We start from the raw sequence: 17,535 nt of genomic DNA, 5'->3' as shown, positions 1-17,535 counted from the left end.
CCATGCCGTCCGCGAATCAGGGCGGTTCCCAGCGTCAGCGCCGGTGTTTCGAGCGCATCCAGCAGGATATCGGCGAAGATCCAGCGCGGTGGCTCGACTGGGAGTTCGTCCGCGACCCCAGTCGTCGCAACATCGTGCTCGGTCTCATCGACGGCATCGACTCGATCGAGCGCATCCGTGCCTGGAAGGCCGTCGAACGTGCTCTCGCAGACGAGTACGATCGGGAGCCGCGAGCGAAGATCATGCAGCGTCTCGACCAGCGAGAGGAGTGGATCGAACTCCACGGCGAGCGTCCCGATCGCCTCGAGGAGCGCGACGACGATCGTGACCTTGCGCCGGTCGAGACGGAGTTTCCCGATCGCGATGATGTCGACGAGGCTGCTGATCGCGCGACCTTCACCGCTGAGCGCGCGTTCGGCTCACTTCCGGAGCGATACCCATATCTCTTCGAACAATCCGACAGCGTCGGCGAGAGCGCCGAGACTGGCGCTGTCGCGGCCGACGGAGGTGACGAGGCGTGAAACCCGTCCCCATCACCGACCACGCCCACGAGCGGTGGGCCGAACGGGCCGATCGCTCCGGTGTCGGCGGTCCCCGGACGGCCTGGCACGAGGGCAAGCCGATCACCGTCCCCCACGGCCTCACGGCCGACGAAGTCCGGTACCACGCTGCCAGCGAGACCGTTCTGGTCCAGATCGACGGGTCGATCGTCACCGTCATCGACGCCGACGGCACGTGCAAGCCCCGCCTTCGTGGGGCGCTGGCAGCCGTTCGCGGGGGTGACCAGCAGTGACAAACTACGAGGATCCTCTTCTGAACGGTGGATACGAGATCGAGCAGCCATTCGCGTCCCCGACGATCGAGCCCGCCGAGGTCGACAACGCCGCCTGTCGCTGGTGTCAGGACACCTACGAGGGAACGGGTGGCGAGTCTAGCCACGAGTGTGCTGAACGGGCTCGCTGGGAAGCCGCTCGCCGGTGTGACCTCGAGTGTGGCGCGACGATCGATCCCGGTATCCACGAGATCGGCGCGAAGCTCCTGTTCGCCAATCGACGGCACGGAATGAGTCCGTACTTCGCGTTCGTCTCCGAGTTCGACCGCTGTCTGCAGGACACCTACGAGGGTGAGAACGGCGCGCAGATCTCACAGGGCGACGATATCGGGACCTTCGAGGCCGCCGGTGACGAGTGGCGGCTCAACCACGACGAAGAGAAGGTCAAGTACTGGCAGGGCTCGATCGCGACCCGCGACCAGGACAGCGGCGACGCCTACTACGAGTACAACGTTGGACTCGTTGCGACCGACGCTGTCGGTCGGAAGCGCGTCAACGTCCAGATCCGCCCGTCGTTGCCGAACGCGACCCACGTCGACAGTGGCGACCCGATCCAGAGTCTGCCCGACGATCTTCCCGAGGGCGTTCGTGTCCAGGTCGACAGCGCGAACGTCCCTCGCGACCAGCTGATCGACGTGGTCAAGGGTCTCGTTGACGCGATGGGCATCCAGCCCTACTACTTCGCTCGCGAGCACCTGCACGAGTGGTCGCGCGTCTACAACTACGCGCTCTACGTTCGGGCCGTCCGCGATCTCGTCGAACAGCAGGTCGTCGCACAGACAGGGCTCCTCGAGCGACTGGCTACGTTCGCCAGTCAGCGCGGTGGCTCCGGCGAGTACAAGTGGGACAACGAGGAGGTCTTCGGCCATCGACATGCCGTCGCGATGAACCCGACCGGCCTCTCGAAGCTCCTGCCCGATCAGACCGTCGGGAAGCTGCTCAAGAGCTACCGTCGCAAGAACCCGACACAGAACCGCCGGCCCAGTGATCCGACGACGGATCCGAAGATCGAGGTGCAGTTCTCGACGAAGTACAGCGACGAGTCCTCGATCCCGTGGGAGGCCGACGACGAGTTCGACGTCGATGATCTCCACCAGGAGCTTGACGAGTACCTCATCACGACGCTGGACTGGGCCGGCCTGCCGACCGTCGCTGATGACAACGTCTACGTCGACGATGCCTACTGGGACGTCGAGGAGACCGATCGCGACCTCAGCCTCTATCCCGACCCGCTCCACGAGCTGCGCGAGGTCGAGGAAGGTCTCGCGCTGCACCACTTCGCTGCCGACGATGTCTCCAGTGGCGAGCGCTCCGTGATCCGGGCGCTGGCGGACGGCGGCCAGATGCACTACGAGCGTCTCGTCGACGAGACCGACACTTCCTCGTCGACGGTCTACCGCGCTGTCGAGACGTTCGACGATGTCCTCCAGACTGCCAACGGTGTGATCGACTTCGCCGACGAATTCATGCGCGAGAAGTTCGAGGACCTGTTCGGGATGCTGGCCGACGCCGCCGAGTGGGTTGAGAACGGTATCGAAGCCGTCCAGGAGGGTGACGATCTCCTCGCCGCGGACTCCGCGTTCGCGAAGTGGGCTCGTCGCTACGGTGCCTCCGTCTCGGGCGACCGCGACGGCCTCGAGATCACGCTGAACGCCGGCTCCTACAGCCGCTACGAGATTCAGCAGATCCTTCGCTCGGGCTACGTTGCCGCCCGTCAGACGGGACACCGGATCTCCGATCAGTTCCTCGACGCGACGGTCACCGTCAACCACCGAGAGAAGGGAGTCATCGAGCGTGAGGCCGGCGTGATCCGCGGCAACAAGGTCGTGATCTGGGGCGAGCGGGTCGGAGATATCGGGTAGTCGCCCGACAGTTGAGTGGCAACGCTACCGTTCCCCTCTAATCTTTATAAGTGATCCCGCGTGCCAGCCGGCCCCACCACCAATCTTGTCGTGTTTCAGACAGCTACGTGACCGTGGGTGCTTCGGGTCATTCCCGGCAGGTGGGCAAACCCCACTTAGCGTGTGCATAAGGGCACATCAGCGAAAAAACTCAGCCGCCGCACCGCTACCGCACGAAGCACAAGAAGCACTCGAAACCAAAGAAGTTAGCAGTAGTTGGTGGGCAATTTTTCATTCAGAAAGTTGTTTGAAACCGAAGTGGGCAATTCGGTAAGTGCGTGTGCGAACTGACCACCGGGATTCCTTCCAGTTTTAGATAATATCTGAAGCGCAGCTCTCATTGTCTGCTTGCTTGGTTTTAGACACATCTTCAGCAAGCAGACGTTCTAACTGAGCGGCTTTGTGAACTACTGAGCCTGTATTAATATTCTGAAGCAACTGATCCACCTTCGCTTTTAATAAAATACTTGTATATGTGAGGTTGAGTTGTTACTGCAATGTCTTACGCATGCACCAACTGCGATGCACAGTTCCAGAGCGCCGCCGGTGTGACCCAGCACGTCGCCTTGCACCACAACCGATGTGCTGCCTGTGACGAGGAGTTCGAAGAGGCCGACTCGCTGCGCGAGCATGTCCACGAGAGTCACTGATCGCTACTTCCCTGTAACCGTACAGCCGCACCCTCGATTGCGATACTGAGTTGCCCCTTACCGAACTCAGTGAAACAGTCATCCTCGTTTATTACACGTCTATTGCAAGGCCCACAGCGTGTGTCGCACAAACCGGTTCTGATTAAGTATCGACGTTGCGGGTTGACGGTAGAAACTGGAACAAGTGTGTGTCTGCCCCGTGAACACTAGCCAGTAGATCGATGCAAAAAAGTAGTCGAGATATTGGAGTTCTCGGGCTACATCTGTGAGACTGTGACCGCGTGTCTCACACGATGAGGTGACTTAGTAGGCACAGTCATAACCAATAGATACAGGAAGCTCATCAGTCGGCATGTATAGAATAGGATAAGCCGGCTTATTTATAATCGTCTGGAGTTCAATTAATAGGCGTCACAACCGCTCCCCAAAGAGACGGCAGCTGGTCGCATGGTGGGAAAATAAATCAGCACCTCGTTTCCACGTGGCTGTACTCGGTTAATTTCGATTTCACCACCTAGAGACTCAACGCACCATTTTATAATAAAAAGTCCGACACCGGTCCCATGTGATGTCGCTGTAATGCTCTCGTGATCGCGAATTGAATCGATTTCGCATTTCGGGATCGGCGGGTTGTTATCCCTGATAGAAATTTTGATTCGGTCAGAGTCCGGCAGTGCTTCAGCAAAGATTCTTATAGTTGGCTCGGTCTCAGAGCTGTGCGTGATGGCGTTCTCAAGGGCGTGTCTGAGAGCATAAGTAAGCGCCTCATCAGCTGGAATCTGCAATTCATCCTGTGCGTTAATAGAAATATTTGCTTTAGGACAGTCGCTGCTAACCGCAGCGGAGACATCTCGTAGTATCTTAGTCGCATTTTGGGGTGCACTGGGTGATCCCTTCTGATCCACAGCATCTTCTATTTGTTTGACAGATTCAACGATCGAGCCGATGTTTTCTGCCGCTGAGTGAATTGAATCGGCAGCCTCACGAACTGACGCCGTCTCAGCGTTCGTCCGAATGCGTCCACTTTGGCCCATGAGCACTGTCGCCTCGTTCCGTAAATTATGTCTAAGAACTCGCCGTAACAAACTTCTGTGATGCGTCGCTTCATGAAGTTCCGTGACATCCCTGAGTTCTGCGCGGACACACGTTTGACCGTCAACTTCGAATTTCGCAAAATGGAACCGAACCCAGCGGAGCTCCCCGTTTTCACGCTGAACGCGCCATCGTAACTGCTGGTGGCCGTCGTTGATAACTGATCTAAGTTGAGCGAGGAACTCATCGCTAGAGTGAACGTATGTGCGCGCAGTGTATTCGCTTATCTGCATTTGTCGGAGGCGCTCAAGATTATATCCGAGTATTGCCTCCGCTCTTTGGTTTGCGTTTAGAATGTGTCCCGTCTGTGGATCGTGTACTGTAATTCCAATACAGAGTGATTCATACTCCGTTGGAAGCGCTACAGCGGGCTCTGGCGTCGTCTTCGATTCCATCTATTAATAATATAGTGTCTGGACTTAATAACACTTATGTTTGGAATATGGGTCACGTCGGCACTGTCTAGTTCAGCTATCGGCGGTTTCCTACTTACCGTAACTCAAACGTGTACATGTTGATAGAACTACTTTACTGTCCGAGTTAGACCCCAATGAGAGAGAAATTACGGTAATTTCCCGAATTGCCTCGATCAACTAGACAGTGCCCTCTGAGCGGTCTATACATGTACTGACCGCCGGTTTCGCGGCTGATTCTGAATAAAGAAACTGGACTACCATCTACTGTTAGTCCAACTGTTCGCGCAGCTTCTTCGCCTTCTTCTCGCCGATCCCGTCGATCTCCTGCAGGTCGTCAACGTCCGCCCCCTGGAGTTCCGCGACCGTCTCGAACTCCCGTGCAAGGTCTCGAGAGAACTCTTCGCCGATCCCGTCGGTGTCGTCAGCCATGTCACGGATCGTCTTCGCCCGGTCGTCGACGAGGATCTCGAGCCGACGCTCCAGCTCGTCCTCGTCGATCCGGTCTTGGAAGTACGCTTCGTGTGCTTCGTCGATCGGCGACGGTTCGAGTTCTGGAGGATCGAGCCGATCCGCGACCCGTAGCAGGAGGTCATACTCCGCCGTGATGGCTGCAACTGCCCAGATCACCGCGACGACCAGCCACGGATCTACCATGCTCTCCCTCCTCGGCGTCGACCGCACGCCGGACACCACCCTTCGGCCGGTTCCGCAGCACAGCGTACGCAGGCGACCAGATCAGTTGAATCAAGATCACTCATCTGGCAGTCCCTCCAGCACGTCCGTAAGCGCGTCTCGACCGCCGGCCAGCACTCGCTGGCCTTCGTCGGTGAGGGTGAACCGCTTCGCTTGGCCGTCCGCGTGCGACTCGATCAGTCCGGCCTCAAGGAGCGGCGAGACCCCGTAGTCCCAGAACCGACCCTCCGACAACTCCGTCCACTCGCGGACCGACTCCAGCAGCACCCCCCCGAAGGGCGGCATCGGCCCTGCCTCGTAGCGGGCGACTTCGAGGAGCGTGATCCGCTCCGTGTCCGAGAGGTTCAGGTACCGACGACGCGGCTCGTCGAGGCCCTCCAAGCTCATCAGATCACCTCCTTGGAGACCCACTCGAACACGTGCTTCCCAGCGGTGTCCCACAACGCGGTGCCGCCGGTCCAGAGATCCGAGAGCATCTGTCCGAGGTCGATCGAGACCCAGCCCGTCGCCATCCCCAAGACGAGTGCGCCGATCACCACCGCCCCGATCGTCGCGGCCGTTCCGATCGCCCCGACGATCCCGCTGAGGAGGGCGCTGATCCGGCGGAACTTGAGCCCGCCGTACACTACCGCCACGACCAGCGCTGCGGAGCGGCCGATCTCCCCCGTCAGGATGCTGAACCACTCGAACTGCATTACTTGTCACCGCCCCGGTCGGCGACGATGTTGACCTGTGGGCGATCGTCGTCGGGCGAGTTGTTCGCCCGGTATTCGCGGACCAGCTGGATGACGACGTAGCCGACCAGGATCAGCACCAGCACGAACGCGTCGGACTCGACGAGCGTCGTCAGCAGGTCGCCCTGCCCGAGTGCCTGCAGTGCGACCACGGCCGACACCCCGACGATCCCGAGCCACCGCGCCGTCGTGAACTCGTTGGATCGGATCAACACCAGCAGCGACCCGATGGCGATCGCGGCGACGGTCCCGATCGCGCCGGCCTCCGGACCGATCTGTAGCAGGCCCGACTGGATCGCCATCGCGACCGTCGCCAGTCCGACCGCAGCGGTCAGGACCTCGTTCTCACCGACCGTGACGATCGCGTCGCCGACGGTCGTGATGGCTGCTTCAACCACACCGGACAGCAGATCTCCTCGCGGGACACGCTCGACCAGCGCGCCCGCCCGCTGAGCGATCGAGTCGATACCGGCACGGGATCGTTCGGGACGGCGGCCGACGACGATCAGCAGTGCGACGCCGCCGAAGAGCAGCGACAGTTCGAGGAAGTTCCCTTCCGACGCAGCCTCGAAGATAGAGCTCGCGGGTTCAGGGTCCGAACTCGGGGCTGGAGCCGTTTTGACGCGGATCAGCGAGTCGATATCGTCCGTCGGGACGGCCATCTGTTGCTGGCCCTGGGCGCGGTCGAATCGCTTGGTCGTGTCGACCTCGTAGACACCGTACCAGGAGCCATCGGACGCTCCGGTGTACTCGACACCGAACGCGTCGCCACGACGGTCACCGGGCGAGACGGAGAACACGGGAGCGGTGGCATTCGTCTGGTCTTCGGGCACGCTCGCCCGGATCGTGCCGTTCGCTGGAGAGAGCTTCAGCGGAACGGTCTTGAGGCCGACCTCGCTGCCGCTCGTCGCAGCTGGGAAGTGGACACGCTGGCCGTGGCTCGTCGAGAGTTCCGCGTAGTCGGACTCGGCGGTGTAACTCTCGTTCGCGCCGTAGTGGAGTAGCTCTGCCTGGCTCGTGTTGCGGACGCTGATGTAGGAGTCCGACGACCAGGAGTCGAGCCGGAGCCGCGAGTCGAGATCGTAGCCGACGGGCGTCGTCTCGACGACAGTGACCGTGCCGTTGTGGACATTCACCTTCGAACCGGTCGACCGGATCTCGACGGTCGTGTCAGCGTCGACGGTCCCGCCGGTCAGCGCGGCGACATCGATCACGGCGCTGGTGCCGTCCATCGTCAGCGCGGAGTCGGGGATCGTCGTCCAGCCGCCGGACTCGCCGATCCGCGCTTCGAGGGTCCGCAACGAGATGATGTTCTCCGCGTGTGGGATCGTCAGCGTCGCCTCCTCACGGCTGGAGAGGTACGTTCGCGAGATATTGTAGCGCTCGCTGAACGCTTCGTCTTCGAAGGTGACCGTCCGTCGCGTCGTCAGGTCGTGCTGGTAGGTGATCGCGACCGTCGGCTTCGGCGCGTCGGTCGAGAGATCACCGTCGCCGGCCACGACCGTCACGTTGTTCTCGCCAGACTGCAGCCACGCGGAGTCCGCCGTCAGCGTCGTCGTGTCGTCCTGACTGAGCGTGCCGTCCATCCGGACTGGGTTGCCGTTGACGATCACGCCCGCATTCTCGGTGACGACACGCTCAGTGTAGCCGAGATCAACGTCGACGACGCCCTCGTTCGTGCCGACCGTGGCACTTGTCACGTTGCGATCGAACTCGGAGATCTGGACCGTCTTGGTCTCATCGTCGGCGAGCTTTCCGAGGTGCTCAGCCTCAGGCTGCCCGTCGCCGTCGATGTCCAGCGTCGGGTCCTCGGTGACCGTTCGGACCGTCGAGCCGGCGGTGACGCCGACTTTGTGGCCCGTCGAGACGGTCGCCGTCTGTGTTCCAGACGGGACGTTCTCGACGGAGCGCGTGACGTTCTCGCCGTCCAGTAGCACGCCGTCGTAGCTGGCCTCTGACTGGCCGTCATCGTCGATATCGACAGCTGGGTCCTTGGTCGCGGTTGTCTCCGTGAGGTCGATCGTCACATCAGTCTGAGAGGCGCTCGTCGAGATCGCGGCCGTCTTCGAGCCCGGCGAGAGGTTCGATATCGATTTCGTCGCCGTCTGGCCGCTCGTGAGAACGCCGTTGTGACTTGCCTCGTCAGTCCCGTCGCCGTCCACGTCGATTGACGGATCTTCCGTAGCGGTCCGTTCCGAGTAGTCGAGCGTATAATCAACCGCTCCAGTCCCGCTGATATCTATCGAGGAGACACCCGCCGATATCGGATAACTTGCTGTTTCTTTTGTTGTGATTGTGCCGAAACTATGGCTTGTACCATCACTTGCAGTTACCTCTACGTTGGTCGCTCCCGATCCGGAGACTTTGATTGCTCCCTGTCGAGATAGTTTCGCGTCTCCGTATTTGTTTACTCTCCAAACCCGCTCCTCCGAGACATCTCTACCGTCAATATAGTATTTTTCTGTCTCGCCAGCCGCCTCTGCTCCGGACGATGTTGTTACAAATGATATATGGATATTCTCTCCAGAGGGCTCATAGGTATCAAACGGTATTGTGTACTCTCCAGATACCCCCGAGGAAACCGAGTGGCCCGACGTGACTAACGTCCCATCGGTGGGGGAGCCGTCCGGCATCCCCGAGTCCACATAAACGTCGATAATTGTTGTATGTCCATTAGTTTCCGAATTTGGAATATCAACCGTCACCGAATCAATAGAGGGAGGGACGCTTTTGATCCCATACTCGCCTTTATAATACACATCCTCCCCTGCATCATACCCCCACAGAGGGTTATCGGACCCAGAGCTATCCAATTCAGATTTGCTATCTGGAGCTGGCGAGAGAGTTAACTCTGGATTGTTGTTTCCTGACGGCCCCGTGGGGTCAAGATTACCGCCAATATCGATTGATTCTGTTGCAGACAGCGACAGATCATTACCGCTATCGGTCTGATCCGTTGCTGATGAATCTCCTGTGAACGTCACGCTCGCGTCCTTTGTCTGGGTGTTTCCACCAACTTGATAAGAGAACGATTCGCCATTCGACAGCGCGGTTTTTGAGACCACCTCGCTGTTCGTGGATGACTTGCCGGAGAACGTCACAGAGACATCAGTCGCATCTGAGTTGCCGTCGACCGAGTAGGTCGTCGAATCACTATCGCTGAACGTCGACGAGAACAGACTGGCATCAGTCGACTGTTGCTCGATGCCGGTGAAGGTCACTTCCGGATTCTGTGGCTGGAGGTTCCCAGCGACCGACAGCGGGATCGACTCGCCGTTTGCGGCGTTGAGGACCTGCTTCGTGTCCCGCTCGCTGTTGACCTGGCCGGTCAGCTGGATTTCGGGATCAGTCGCACTGTCCAGTTCTTGGACCTCGTAGAGGTGCGTCGTGCCGGTCGCGGCAGGCTGGCCGGAGATCTTGAGCACGCCGCCGAACGTGACGATGTTCGTCGAGAACCCGCGCACCCAGAACACCGCCTTCCCGTTGCGGGCGTGGACGGGCTCGGAGTACGTATCCCCACTCTCGTGTGCAACACCGACGACATCGGGGACTGTTCCATACTCAGATTCGAGCCACTCTGTCGAGACCGATACCCAGCGTCCGTCGTGCTGGCGGCTGTCGGTCAGGTTCAGCGCTGACTCACCATCGATCGACGTGGTCGATACCCGCAACGTCTGGGCACCCGTCGACGCCGACACGGGCGGCTCGGACCCGTTCGCGTCCACGTGCGAGTCCGGCACCTGCGAGAGGTTCGTACTTGGCTGCCGTCGGTCGTTGTTCAACTCCTCGATCCGATCGTTGGTATTGTCCGTGTCGTCGCTTGCTGGCGTTGCTGTTGCCGGGGCAGTGTCAGTGTAGACAGTGCCGTTGTTCGCGCCGTCCGTCGCCGGGCTCGTCGACGGAGCCAACAGCATCGGCGACGCGATTGTGACGGCGATCACTGCGACCGCCATGCCGACGATCGTCATCTGTTCTCGTGTCAGTGGAATGTTGTCGGCGTTCATGCAAAACCTCCAGAATCGGTGATCCGGGGGGTCCCCCCTTCCGTTCCTGTTCCTGATACGCGCGCGCACCGAGGCTCAGTATTCTGAGTTGAAACCGATTCGAGTCGCCACCGCCGCCCGGACCGGCCGCCGCCGGCTGCTGCCGGCGCGGCGACGCCGTGGCGTCGAGAAGCTTTTCGGGTGGGTTCGAGGGCGGCAAACGGGTCAGTCATCGGCCACCCCACGGTGATCGGTGGCAGTCGCTCCGGTTGAGCGTGGGATTCGAGCCGCGACCAGCTCGTCGCCGCTGTCGAGTTCGAACACGAGATCGAATGCCGCGTCGGTCTTTCGGATCGGGTTGGTCGGGAAGCTCCCCTCCTCGTAGGGGCTGGACAGCCTCTCAATGATCTCAGGTTCGTCGCCAGTGAGGTCGACGACCCCACACCCGGGCGCGAGTACGCGAAGCTCGTGGACCGCTCCAGCAGCGGCGCGGTACTCCTCGACGAACGATGGCTGCCCGGCGCTGTCGGTTGCGATCTCGATATCATCGACGAGCATCTCGGACTCGCCGGCCTCGATCGCGACCGTCGACGGGATGCCGAGCCGTAGCTGGAACTCCGGCGTGCCGTGCGGGTAGCCCAGGTCGGAGAACTGGAACTCCGAGAAGCGGCTCCCGTTGTAGCACAGGCCGAAGCCGCGGGGTCGAGTGGACAGCAGGTCTTGATCCTGTTCGATGTCACGGAACGGCTTCGGGGCTTCGCTCTTTGCCGTCCGGTTCCCTCGCTCTTTGTTCGAGAGTTCGATCCAGTAATCAAACTCCTTGAGCCAGTGGTTGTGAACGTCCTCCTCGTGGTGGGCGAAGCCGACGATCGACAGCCCTGCCTTCCGTCCCTCCTTGGCGATATCGGACATGATCTTCACGAGTTCGTACGTGTAGTGGCCTTTCTCGCCGCCGCTGGCGCTCTCTGGAGCCAGCATCCCGAACTCGTCGATGTAGGCCGTCATCCAGTTGCGCTCCCCGTCAGCGTCGACGCGAACGCCCTCGAACGTTCGAGCGGCGATGAACCCGAACCACCAGTGAGAGGCCGGCGTCGGGTTGTCCTCGGTCTTCGGCGTGAACTGAGGCTGCTGGACGGTGGTGTCGGCCTGCGAAACTGCCTCGTGGCAACCACGGAACAGCGGGTCGGGATATACGACGTTGTACGTCCCTTTCGGGTGGTCTTGGAGTCGCTCGACCAGATCGGACACGTCCGAGTAGTAGCGCACCGCGCGCACGAGATCGTCGGGCTCGGGCGCGTCGCGATCGACGGCTTCCATCCACCGCCCGTCGACTTCGACGCCCTCGGGTAGCCACAGCGTCGTCCAGTCCTTGACACGACGCCATTCAGAGGTGTTCTGCCGGCCGTTTCGGACGATCCGCTCGTCGTTGTACGCCATTTGGTACGTGGCAAACTGGTCGGCCGCTGTCGATTTGCCCGACCCCTTCGGAGCTTCGACCATCGTCAGGCTCGCGCCCGGACTGGTCACCGTCGACGGGCCTGCAGCGCCGTCCGCGACGTGGATCAGCATATCGGGGTAGACACCCGACAGCGCCGCTCCCTCGCGTGGGACAAACGCTTCGGGGTCGAACGCTGGGATATCGAGCCGTTGCCGGATCTCCTCGGCGTCAGTCGGGTACGATCCCGGCGCGTCCATCCCGGCGACGATCGGCTGTCCCTGTTGCGTTTCTACTGTAAATCCGTCTCCGTCTGGATTTTCGTTGTATGACATTTTTTAGCTCAGTCCTGAGAGTTCAGTCGTCTCGCGGTGCTGGACATCGCCGCCGTTCAGGCCGGCGTTGTAGACGATCGGGATATCCAGATCGGCCAGCGCCCGGCTCACCATTTCCTTCGCGACGGCCACGTCGTCGAGCGTGATCTCGTCGCGAAGGTTCGCCCGAGCGCTGGCCTGTGCCAGTCGTCGGGCAGCGCCGAGTTTCCGCGCCGTCACCGGGACCGGAGGCCCGCGATACTGGCCGTCGGCATCGGCGAGCGCGTCGCGATAGCGCTCCGGCAGCGCCATCTTTTGCTCCTCGAACCACTCGGCCAGTTCCTCGATGACGGCGTCGTTCGCCGGCGTCGGATGCAACTGCCGGGCTCGAACGATGATCGACCGGTACTCCTCGATGGAGAGGATCGGGTCTATCGCGTCGGCCTCCTGGTCGTCGAGGCGCTGATCGGTCGCGTCTTTCAGCGCTGCCAACCACGTCCGAAGCATCGACTCCGCCAGCTCCCGAACGTGCTCTCGGTCCTGTTTCGATCGCATCTGCATGATGAGATCGAACCGGGACAGCAGCGGGCTCTCCAGCGCGAGCGCGTCGACGAGCGGCTCGTCTCCGGCGAAGTGCCCGCCGCGGGGGTTTGCCACGCCGAGTAAGCCACACTCAGCCGGGAGCGTCATCGACTGGCCTGCCAGCGACAGCGGGACGATCTGGTCAGCCAGCGCCGAGTGCATCTTCTCGATCGCATCCTCGCCGGCCTTGTCGAGTTCGTCGACGACGGCCAGCCCTTCGTGGGATCGGACCAGCACCCCCGGCTCGATCGAGAACCCGCCATCGGAGAAGTCGTCTTTCACCGCCGCTGCCGTGAGTCCGGGGCCGCTGACGCGCTCACCAGAGGCGAACGCTGACCGGGGCGAGACGGCCGCCGCCCACTTCGCGAGGACCGACTTGCCCGTGCCGGGATCACCCGGCAAGAGGACGTGGATGTCCCCGCGGTAGTGCGAGCCGTCGGCGGCGTCGAACGTCGAGCCCGAGACCAACTGTAGCACGAGCCCGCGAACGACCTGCCGATCGCGTGGATGGGACCCGGCGACGAACTTCGGCGCGGCCGCGGCCATCAACACGTCGGCCGTCGACGGGTTTTTCGTCCCGATATCGAACGACTCGGGGCGCTCTCGAAGCCGCTCGAACAGCGCCCGTTGCTCGGCCGTGAACTCCTGGTCCTGATAGGACTGGCCAGACGCCTCGATGCTGTTCGCGACGACCTCCGGGCTCGGAGTCGGGCCGCCGCCGCGAAACTGCAGTTCGCCGACGACAACCACGTCCTGACAGCTCTCGATCGCCGCGTTTCCGGCCAGCCCGCCATTCAGGTGGACGGTGATATCAGCCGTATCGCCGCCCATCGCGGCGCTGCCCGGATTCTCCAGCAGGAGTTTCTGATAGTCCTGATAGACGCTCTGGTCGGCGTTGATCCGGAACGGCCCCTGCATCTCACAGCCCTGGCACTCGTGAGGCTCAAGGTAGGCCCCCGGACGCATCGGGATTCGGGTGAGTGTCCCGCATCGCTGGCACTCGAAAGCCCCTTTCACCAGCCGCGGTTTGACCTGTGTCCGCTTGGCGACCTGGCCCTCGAACGCCAGCAGTTGCGCCCGGCGCTCGCTGGGCGAGAACTCGCCTGCTGCCGTCGTGTGCGACTCTGGCAGGTTCTTGAACTGGACCGTCGCCTGTCCGAGTTTCAGGTCGATCGGGAGCGGCACCCGTCGGACGGCTTCCTCGATGTGGTCGAACATCGAATCGGGCGCGTCGAGGATGTCCTCAGCCAGCGACGGGTCCCACCGGGCGAGGTCCGTCCAGTCCAGTACCAACTCCGTCGCGTCGGGATACTGCTGAGCCAGCAGCGCGAGGTCGTCGGCGAGTTCCCAGCGGAGATAGCGAGCGAACCGGTCCGCGATATCAGCCTTACTCGCCACCGTCATCACCGCCCTCATCCGGGTGGGGGTCCGGCAGGATCGACTCGCGCCACTCCTCGATCCGGGCCACGAGGTCGTCGACGAGGGCGCGCTCGTCGTCAGCCACCCCGTCCCAGTTGACGGTCATCCCGGCCGCGTTCAGCGAGGCGAGTTGGAGTATCTTCGCAGCTCGCTCGTCAGCCAGTTCGGTCGCCAGTTCGAACGACCGATCCGCGTCGATCTCGTCGGCGTCGACGGCGTCGTCGAGGCGATCGAAGATAGTCGGGTCGCCTAACTCCACGAGTGACGACTGATCCTGTTCTCTGGCGCGAGCGGCCCGGATATCTTCGATATCGAGATCCGTCATCCCTCCGGCACCCCCCGCCGACGACCGGCAGTCTCCGCGAGCTCGTTGCCGTTGGTCGCCAGCTCCGAGAGCGTCGCGTTCACTGCCGGGAACACCTCGTCGGCCAGCAGCCACTCCAGCCGGACCGACGGGCCGGTCGTGAGACTGTGCCACCACTCGCCGTGGCGATCCAGCACCGTCTCGACGAATCCGTTGTCGAGGTGCCCCTCGGTCGCGTGGATGATATCCTCCGCCCAGGCCATCACCTCCGCCTCGACGCGGGGCGGCTCCCGCAACGTGGCGCGGAGGAGACAGTGCTGTTCGACGGCTCGCTGGTGGAGCCGTGGCCGCCCTGCGACGTGTTTCATCCGCGTCGCGTCCGAACACCGTCCGTGTCCGAAAACTCTGACACGCGCTCTCGCAGCGTCTCCAGCGCCCGCTGGAAGGCTGGGGTCAGCACTTGCCGAATCAGCTTCCGGCGGACCGACTGGATCGTCGTCTCGTCGGTCGGCACCTCTTGGCAGATCGTCTCGCGGTCGTCCGGATCTGCCATGAGGCAGGCCATCCGCCAGCGGTCGCGAGCGAGGTCACTGTGCCAGTCCGACGGCGTCTCGCCGACCGAGACCACGTCGACGGCGTGGCACCACTCCAGCACTTCGCGCCGGCCGCCGAAGCCGTCGCGAAGCGACTGCTGGAGATGGCGCTGCTGGGCTCGCAGCGAGTCCAGTGCCGCGGCGAACGAGCGATTCTCGCCCGTCTCGTCGCCTTCGAGCCACTTGAGGGCGTGATGGCCGTCCTCTGCCACCGGATCAGCGACGGCTTCAGTCATCGCCGACACCTCGCTGTGGTGGCGAGTCCGTCGAGTCAGTCGACGGCTGGTTGCCGCCGTGCTCCTCGTCGAGCGCCTTCGCGATCTCCGAGCGGACCCGCTCGACGATCTGCTGGCCTTTCTCGTGTTCGCCCCATTCCAGGTCGGTGACGGCTTCGAGGACCTGGTCAAAGGTCCGGCGCTCCTCGTACTCCTGGCGCTCGGTCTGGACCTGTGCCTGGACATCGTTCCAGTGCGAGGGTCCCCACTCGACGTTGAGTTCGCCGTCGCGGGCCTCGTGGCCCTCGATCAGCGCCGGCAGCAGTGCGAGCCCGCCGGCGATCAGCGGTGCGCCCAAGAACGCCATCGTCACCCCGTAGACGGCCGCGCCACCGCCCAGTGCGATGCCGATGAACCGCCAGTTCCGGCGCTTCACGAAGTTCGATAGCGCCGCGTTGATCGCCGCTGGAAGGGCCGCAATGCCCTCTTTCTCCGGCGGGTCGGCGAGGTCTTCGTCGTCGACCTCGACCGAGAGCGACGGCGCGAACTTGAGTCGCGCCGGCCGGTGGGTGAGCACTTCGTCGGCCTCGGGATCGACCTCGAACAGCTGGTCGAGATCGCCGTCGCCGGAGTCGTAGCTCTCCCAGTCCTCAGTGGGGATGCTCGCCGGGTCTGCCCAGTAGCGGGCCAGCATCGGCCGAATGCCGGCAACGGGCGCATAGAGGTCCTCACCGTGGCGATAGACCTTCTTGATCTTGTTTTCGACCCGTCGGGTCCCGACAGTCTGATCGCCGCCTGGACTGATCGCATCCCGGCGGAGGGCGCGTCGGAAGAACCCCGCGCGGGAGAGGTCCGAATCGCGAATCGAGAGCATCACCGGCAGGGCCAACAGCCCCATCAACAGCCCGACCACCACCGGCGCGTTCGCCAGGATGATCGATGTCTGCCACGTGGCCAGGAGCGCCGCGATGCCCACGAGGACCACCACGACGACAGCCCAGTAGCTGATGCCCTTGAGTGAGCCAACGATCGTCCGCGACAGGACGTGCCGAGCGGCGATCCCCGAAAAGAGGATTCCGGCAATCGCCGGCAGCATCAGGTTCAGCGCGCCCCACCGCCAGAGGTCGCCCTTCGAGGTTGTCGGATACGCCGGGCTCGCCGTCAGCGGGTTCGTCTGATGGCTGAATCGCCACCGCGCGCCGTCGACGCGCTGTCCATCTTTTTCGATCCACGCCGTCGCCTGCCACGTCTCGTCGTAGTGTGACTGTAGCTTCAGTCGGGACGCGGAGTAGCCGCTGTCTGCCTCGAAGCCGATGCGCTGGATGGTCTGGTTCGCCGCGTAGGTGCGCTGAGTACCGTTGATGCGCGTCGTCTCGGGCTGGTACCAGACGACGACGAACTCGTAGTCACCGACGGCGTCGGCAAAGGCCGACGTGTAGGCCAGCAGGTAGTCCGTTTCGAGACGTTCGTTCTGCTGGACCGGCTGATACGAGTTCTGTGCGGGATTGATGGGCAATTTCTTGAGTACCATGCCACCCGATCCGAGCATCCGCGTCGACGCGGGCGGCCCCTGTGAGCCGCTGCTGCTGACCTGTTGGCCGCCGGTCCGTAGCTCATCGATGCCGAACGGCCCCGGAGCCGTCCAGTTGACGGCCGTCTCGTTGCTGGAGTCGTTCGCCTCTGCCTGTAGTGGGTCGGTCGTCACGGCCGCCGATGCGGGCGTCGCCAGCCCGACCACCGAGATCGTGACGACCAGGACGACGATGCTTACCGCGGCGATCGCGACGCGACCACCTCCGTTGGAGTAGGGGCGCACGTGTCTCATCCTCCAGTGAGTGCGCTCGCGATGCCGTTCACGTAGCTCGTCGTCGCATCAGGGGCGACCAGCAGTGCCGCGGCCAGAAGGATCACAGCGGCCAGCACGACCGCTCCGAAGCCGGAGACGTTAATCTGCATCGTCGACCGCCTCCTCAGCCGCTGCTCCCGTGTACAGCGCCAGTCCGACCACCAGCGCGGCCAGGAACACGACAATCACCTCCTTGGCGGTCAGGCCCCAGGCGACCGCGCCACCAGCTGCGGCGCTGGCACCGAGGAACGACGCCGCTGCCGCCCAGAGGAACCCGCCGGCGTAGATCCCACCGAAAAAGCCGCCGAGGCCCAGCGCCGTCTGGCGGGCTGGCCGTCCCTTGAACCGCGTGACGCCGTAGCCCGCGATCTTCGCGCCGCCGGCGACCTTCGCCAGGACGGAGGTGTACTCACCCAGGATGTAGGCGACGAGGCCGATGATGACCCAGCCGGTCACCGTCGCGATGCCGATCGATCCCGCCATCAGGGACCCCTCCACGTTGCCGTCGTCTGTCGATACGTCCGTT

18 protein-coding genes and 1 pseudogene are annotated in these 17,535 nt (G+C 62.6%); 5 read left to right on the top strand and 14 right to left on the bottom strand.

Annotated elements, in window-relative coordinates; translation table 11 throughout:
- The first annotated feature begins 2 nt into the window (after positions 1-2).
- The 4 genes from HALKA_RS0118295 (at position 3) to HALKA_RS21540 (ending at position 3,383) form a co-directional block, all read left to right on the top strand.
- The gene (locus HALKA_RS0118295; RefSeq protein WP_018259358.1) at positions 3-521 is read left to right on the top strand and encodes a hypothetical protein; all 519 of its coding nucleotides are present in this window, start codon (positions 3-5) and stop codon (positions 519-521) included.
- Entirely contained in the window at positions 518-793 is a 276-nt protein-coding gene (locus HALKA_RS0118290; RefSeq protein ID WP_018259357.1) for a hypothetical protein, read from the top strand. The genes HALKA_RS0118295 and HALKA_RS0118290 overlap by 4 nt, the downstream gene beginning before the upstream one ends.
- The gene (locus HALKA_RS0118285; RefSeq protein ID WP_018259356.1) at positions 790-2,694 is read left to right on the top strand and encodes a DUF7845 domain-containing protein; all 1,905 of its coding nucleotides are present in this window, start codon (positions 790-792) and stop codon (positions 2,692-2,694) included. The genes HALKA_RS0118290 and HALKA_RS0118285 overlap by 4 nt, the downstream gene beginning before the upstream one ends.
- Before the next feature lie 536 nt (positions 2,695-3,230).
- A complete protein-coding gene (locus tag HALKA_RS21540) occupies positions 3,231-3,383 on the top strand; it encodes a C2H2-type zinc finger protein (protein ID WP_018259355.1) in 153 nt (50 codons plus the stop codon).
- Between the two features lie 401 nt (positions 3,384-3,784).
- Here the strand turns inward: HALKA_RS21540 and HALKA_RS22075 are convergent, their stop codons facing one another.
- From HALKA_RS22075 to HALKA_RS22070, 6 genes and pseudogenes are all read right to left on the bottom strand, one after another.
- Complete coding sequence (locus tag HALKA_RS22075) at positions 3,785-4,417, bottom strand: sensor histidine kinase (protein ID WP_245545437.1); 633 nt, start codon at positions 4,415-4,417, stop codon at positions 3,785-3,787.
- A 75-nt stretch (positions 4,418-4,492) separates the two neighbouring features.
- Positions 4,493-4,870 (bottom strand): annotated as a pseudogene (locus tag HALKA_RS22410) (PAS domain S-box protein); the annotation flags it as partial.
- Between the two features lie 288 nt (positions 4,871-5,158).
- Entirely contained in the window at positions 5,159-5,545 is a 387-nt protein-coding gene (locus HALKA_RS0118270; RefSeq protein ID WP_018259353.1) for a helix-hairpin-helix domain-containing protein, read from the bottom strand.
- Positions 5,546-5,641: 96 nt separating this feature from the next.
- Complete coding sequence (locus HALKA_RS0118265; protein WP_018259352.1) at positions 5,642-5,971, bottom strand: hypothetical protein; 330 nt, start codon at positions 5,969-5,971, stop codon at positions 5,642-5,644.
- On the bottom strand, positions 5,971-6,279 hold the full coding sequence (locus tag HALKA_RS0118260; protein ID WP_018259351.1) for a hypothetical protein: 309 nt from the start codon (positions 6,277-6,279) through the stop codon (positions 5,971-5,973). Before HALKA_RS0118260 ends, HALKA_RS0118265 begins: the two co-directional genes overlap by 1 nt.
- Positions 6,279-8,480: a hypothetical protein gene (locus HALKA_RS22070; RefSeq protein ID WP_018259350.1), complete on the bottom strand. Its 2,202-nt coding sequence runs from the start codon at positions 8,478-8,480 to the stop codon at positions 6,279-6,281. Before HALKA_RS22070 ends, HALKA_RS0118260 begins: the two co-directional genes overlap by 1 nt.
- Positions 8,481-9,515: 1,035 nt before the next feature.
- On the opposite strand from HALKA_RS22070, the gene HALKA_RS22065 reads away from it, so the two are divergent.
- Positions 9,516-9,956, top strand: a complete 441-nt coding sequence (locus tag HALKA_RS22065; protein WP_018259349.1) for a hypothetical protein — start codon at positions 9,516-9,518, stop codon at positions 9,954-9,956.
- A 570-nt stretch (positions 9,957-10,526) separates the two neighbouring features.
- On the opposite strand, the gene HALKA_RS0118240 is transcribed toward HALKA_RS22065, so the two are convergent.
- From HALKA_RS0118240 to HALKA_RS0118205, 8 genes are read right to left on the bottom strand one after another with little or no spacing between them, the layout of a single operon-like run.
- Positions 10,527-12,071, bottom strand: a complete 1,545-nt coding sequence (locus HALKA_RS0118240; protein WP_026190415.1) for a hypothetical protein — start codon at positions 12,069-12,071, stop codon at positions 10,527-10,529.
- Positions 12,072-12,074: 3 nt separating this feature from the next.
- Entirely contained in the window at positions 12,075-14,036 is a 1,962-nt protein-coding gene (locus HALKA_RS0118235; RefSeq protein ID WP_018259346.1) for an ATP-binding protein, read from the bottom strand.
- The gene (locus HALKA_RS0118230) at positions 14,020-14,376 is read right to left on the bottom strand and encodes a DNA replication complex GINS family protein (RefSeq protein WP_018259345.1); all 357 of its coding nucleotides are present in this window, start codon (positions 14,374-14,376) and stop codon (positions 14,020-14,022) included. Before HALKA_RS0118230 ends, HALKA_RS0118235 begins: the two co-directional genes overlap by 17 nt.
- Positions 14,373-14,723, bottom strand: coding sequence for a hypothetical protein (locus HALKA_RS0118225; RefSeq protein ID WP_018259344.1), 351 nt, complete (start codon positions 14,721-14,723; stop codon positions 14,373-14,375). Before HALKA_RS0118225 ends, HALKA_RS0118230 begins: the two co-directional genes overlap by 4 nt.
- Positions 14,720-15,184 (bottom strand): hypothetical protein, encoded by a 465-nt coding sequence (locus tag HALKA_RS0118220; RefSeq protein ID WP_155119464.1) that lies wholly within the window; start codon positions 15,182-15,184, stop codon positions 14,720-14,722. Before HALKA_RS0118220 ends, HALKA_RS0118225 begins: the two co-directional genes overlap by 4 nt.
- Entirely contained in the window at positions 15,177-16,988 is a 1,812-nt protein-coding gene (locus HALKA_RS0118215) for a hypothetical protein (RefSeq protein ID WP_018259342.1), read from the bottom strand. The genes HALKA_RS0118220 and HALKA_RS0118215 overlap by 8 nt, the downstream gene beginning before the upstream one ends.
- Positions 16,985-17,119 carry a hypothetical protein gene (locus HALKA_RS22210; RefSeq protein ID WP_018259341.1) on the bottom strand — a complete coding sequence of 45 codons (135 nt, stop codon included), beginning with the start codon at positions 17,117-17,119 and terminating at the stop codon, positions 16,985-16,987. Before HALKA_RS22210 ends, HALKA_RS0118215 begins: the two co-directional genes overlap by 4 nt.
- A complete protein-coding gene (locus HALKA_RS0118205) occupies positions 17,109-17,492 on the bottom strand; it encodes a hypothetical protein (protein ID WP_018259340.1) in 384 nt (127 codons plus the stop codon). Before HALKA_RS0118205 ends, HALKA_RS22210 begins: the two co-directional genes overlap by 11 nt.
- Positions 17,493-17,535: the final 43 nt, after the last annotated feature.

Origin of the sequence: Halomicrobium katesii DSM 19301, assembly GCF_000379085.1 — an archaeon.
GTDB lineage: Archaea > Halobacteriota > Halobacteria > Halobacteriales > Haloarculaceae > Halomicrobium > Halomicrobium katesii.
The sequence above is the reverse complement of the archived record's forward strand: the minus strand, read 5'-3'. Positions and strand labels throughout refer to the sequence as shown.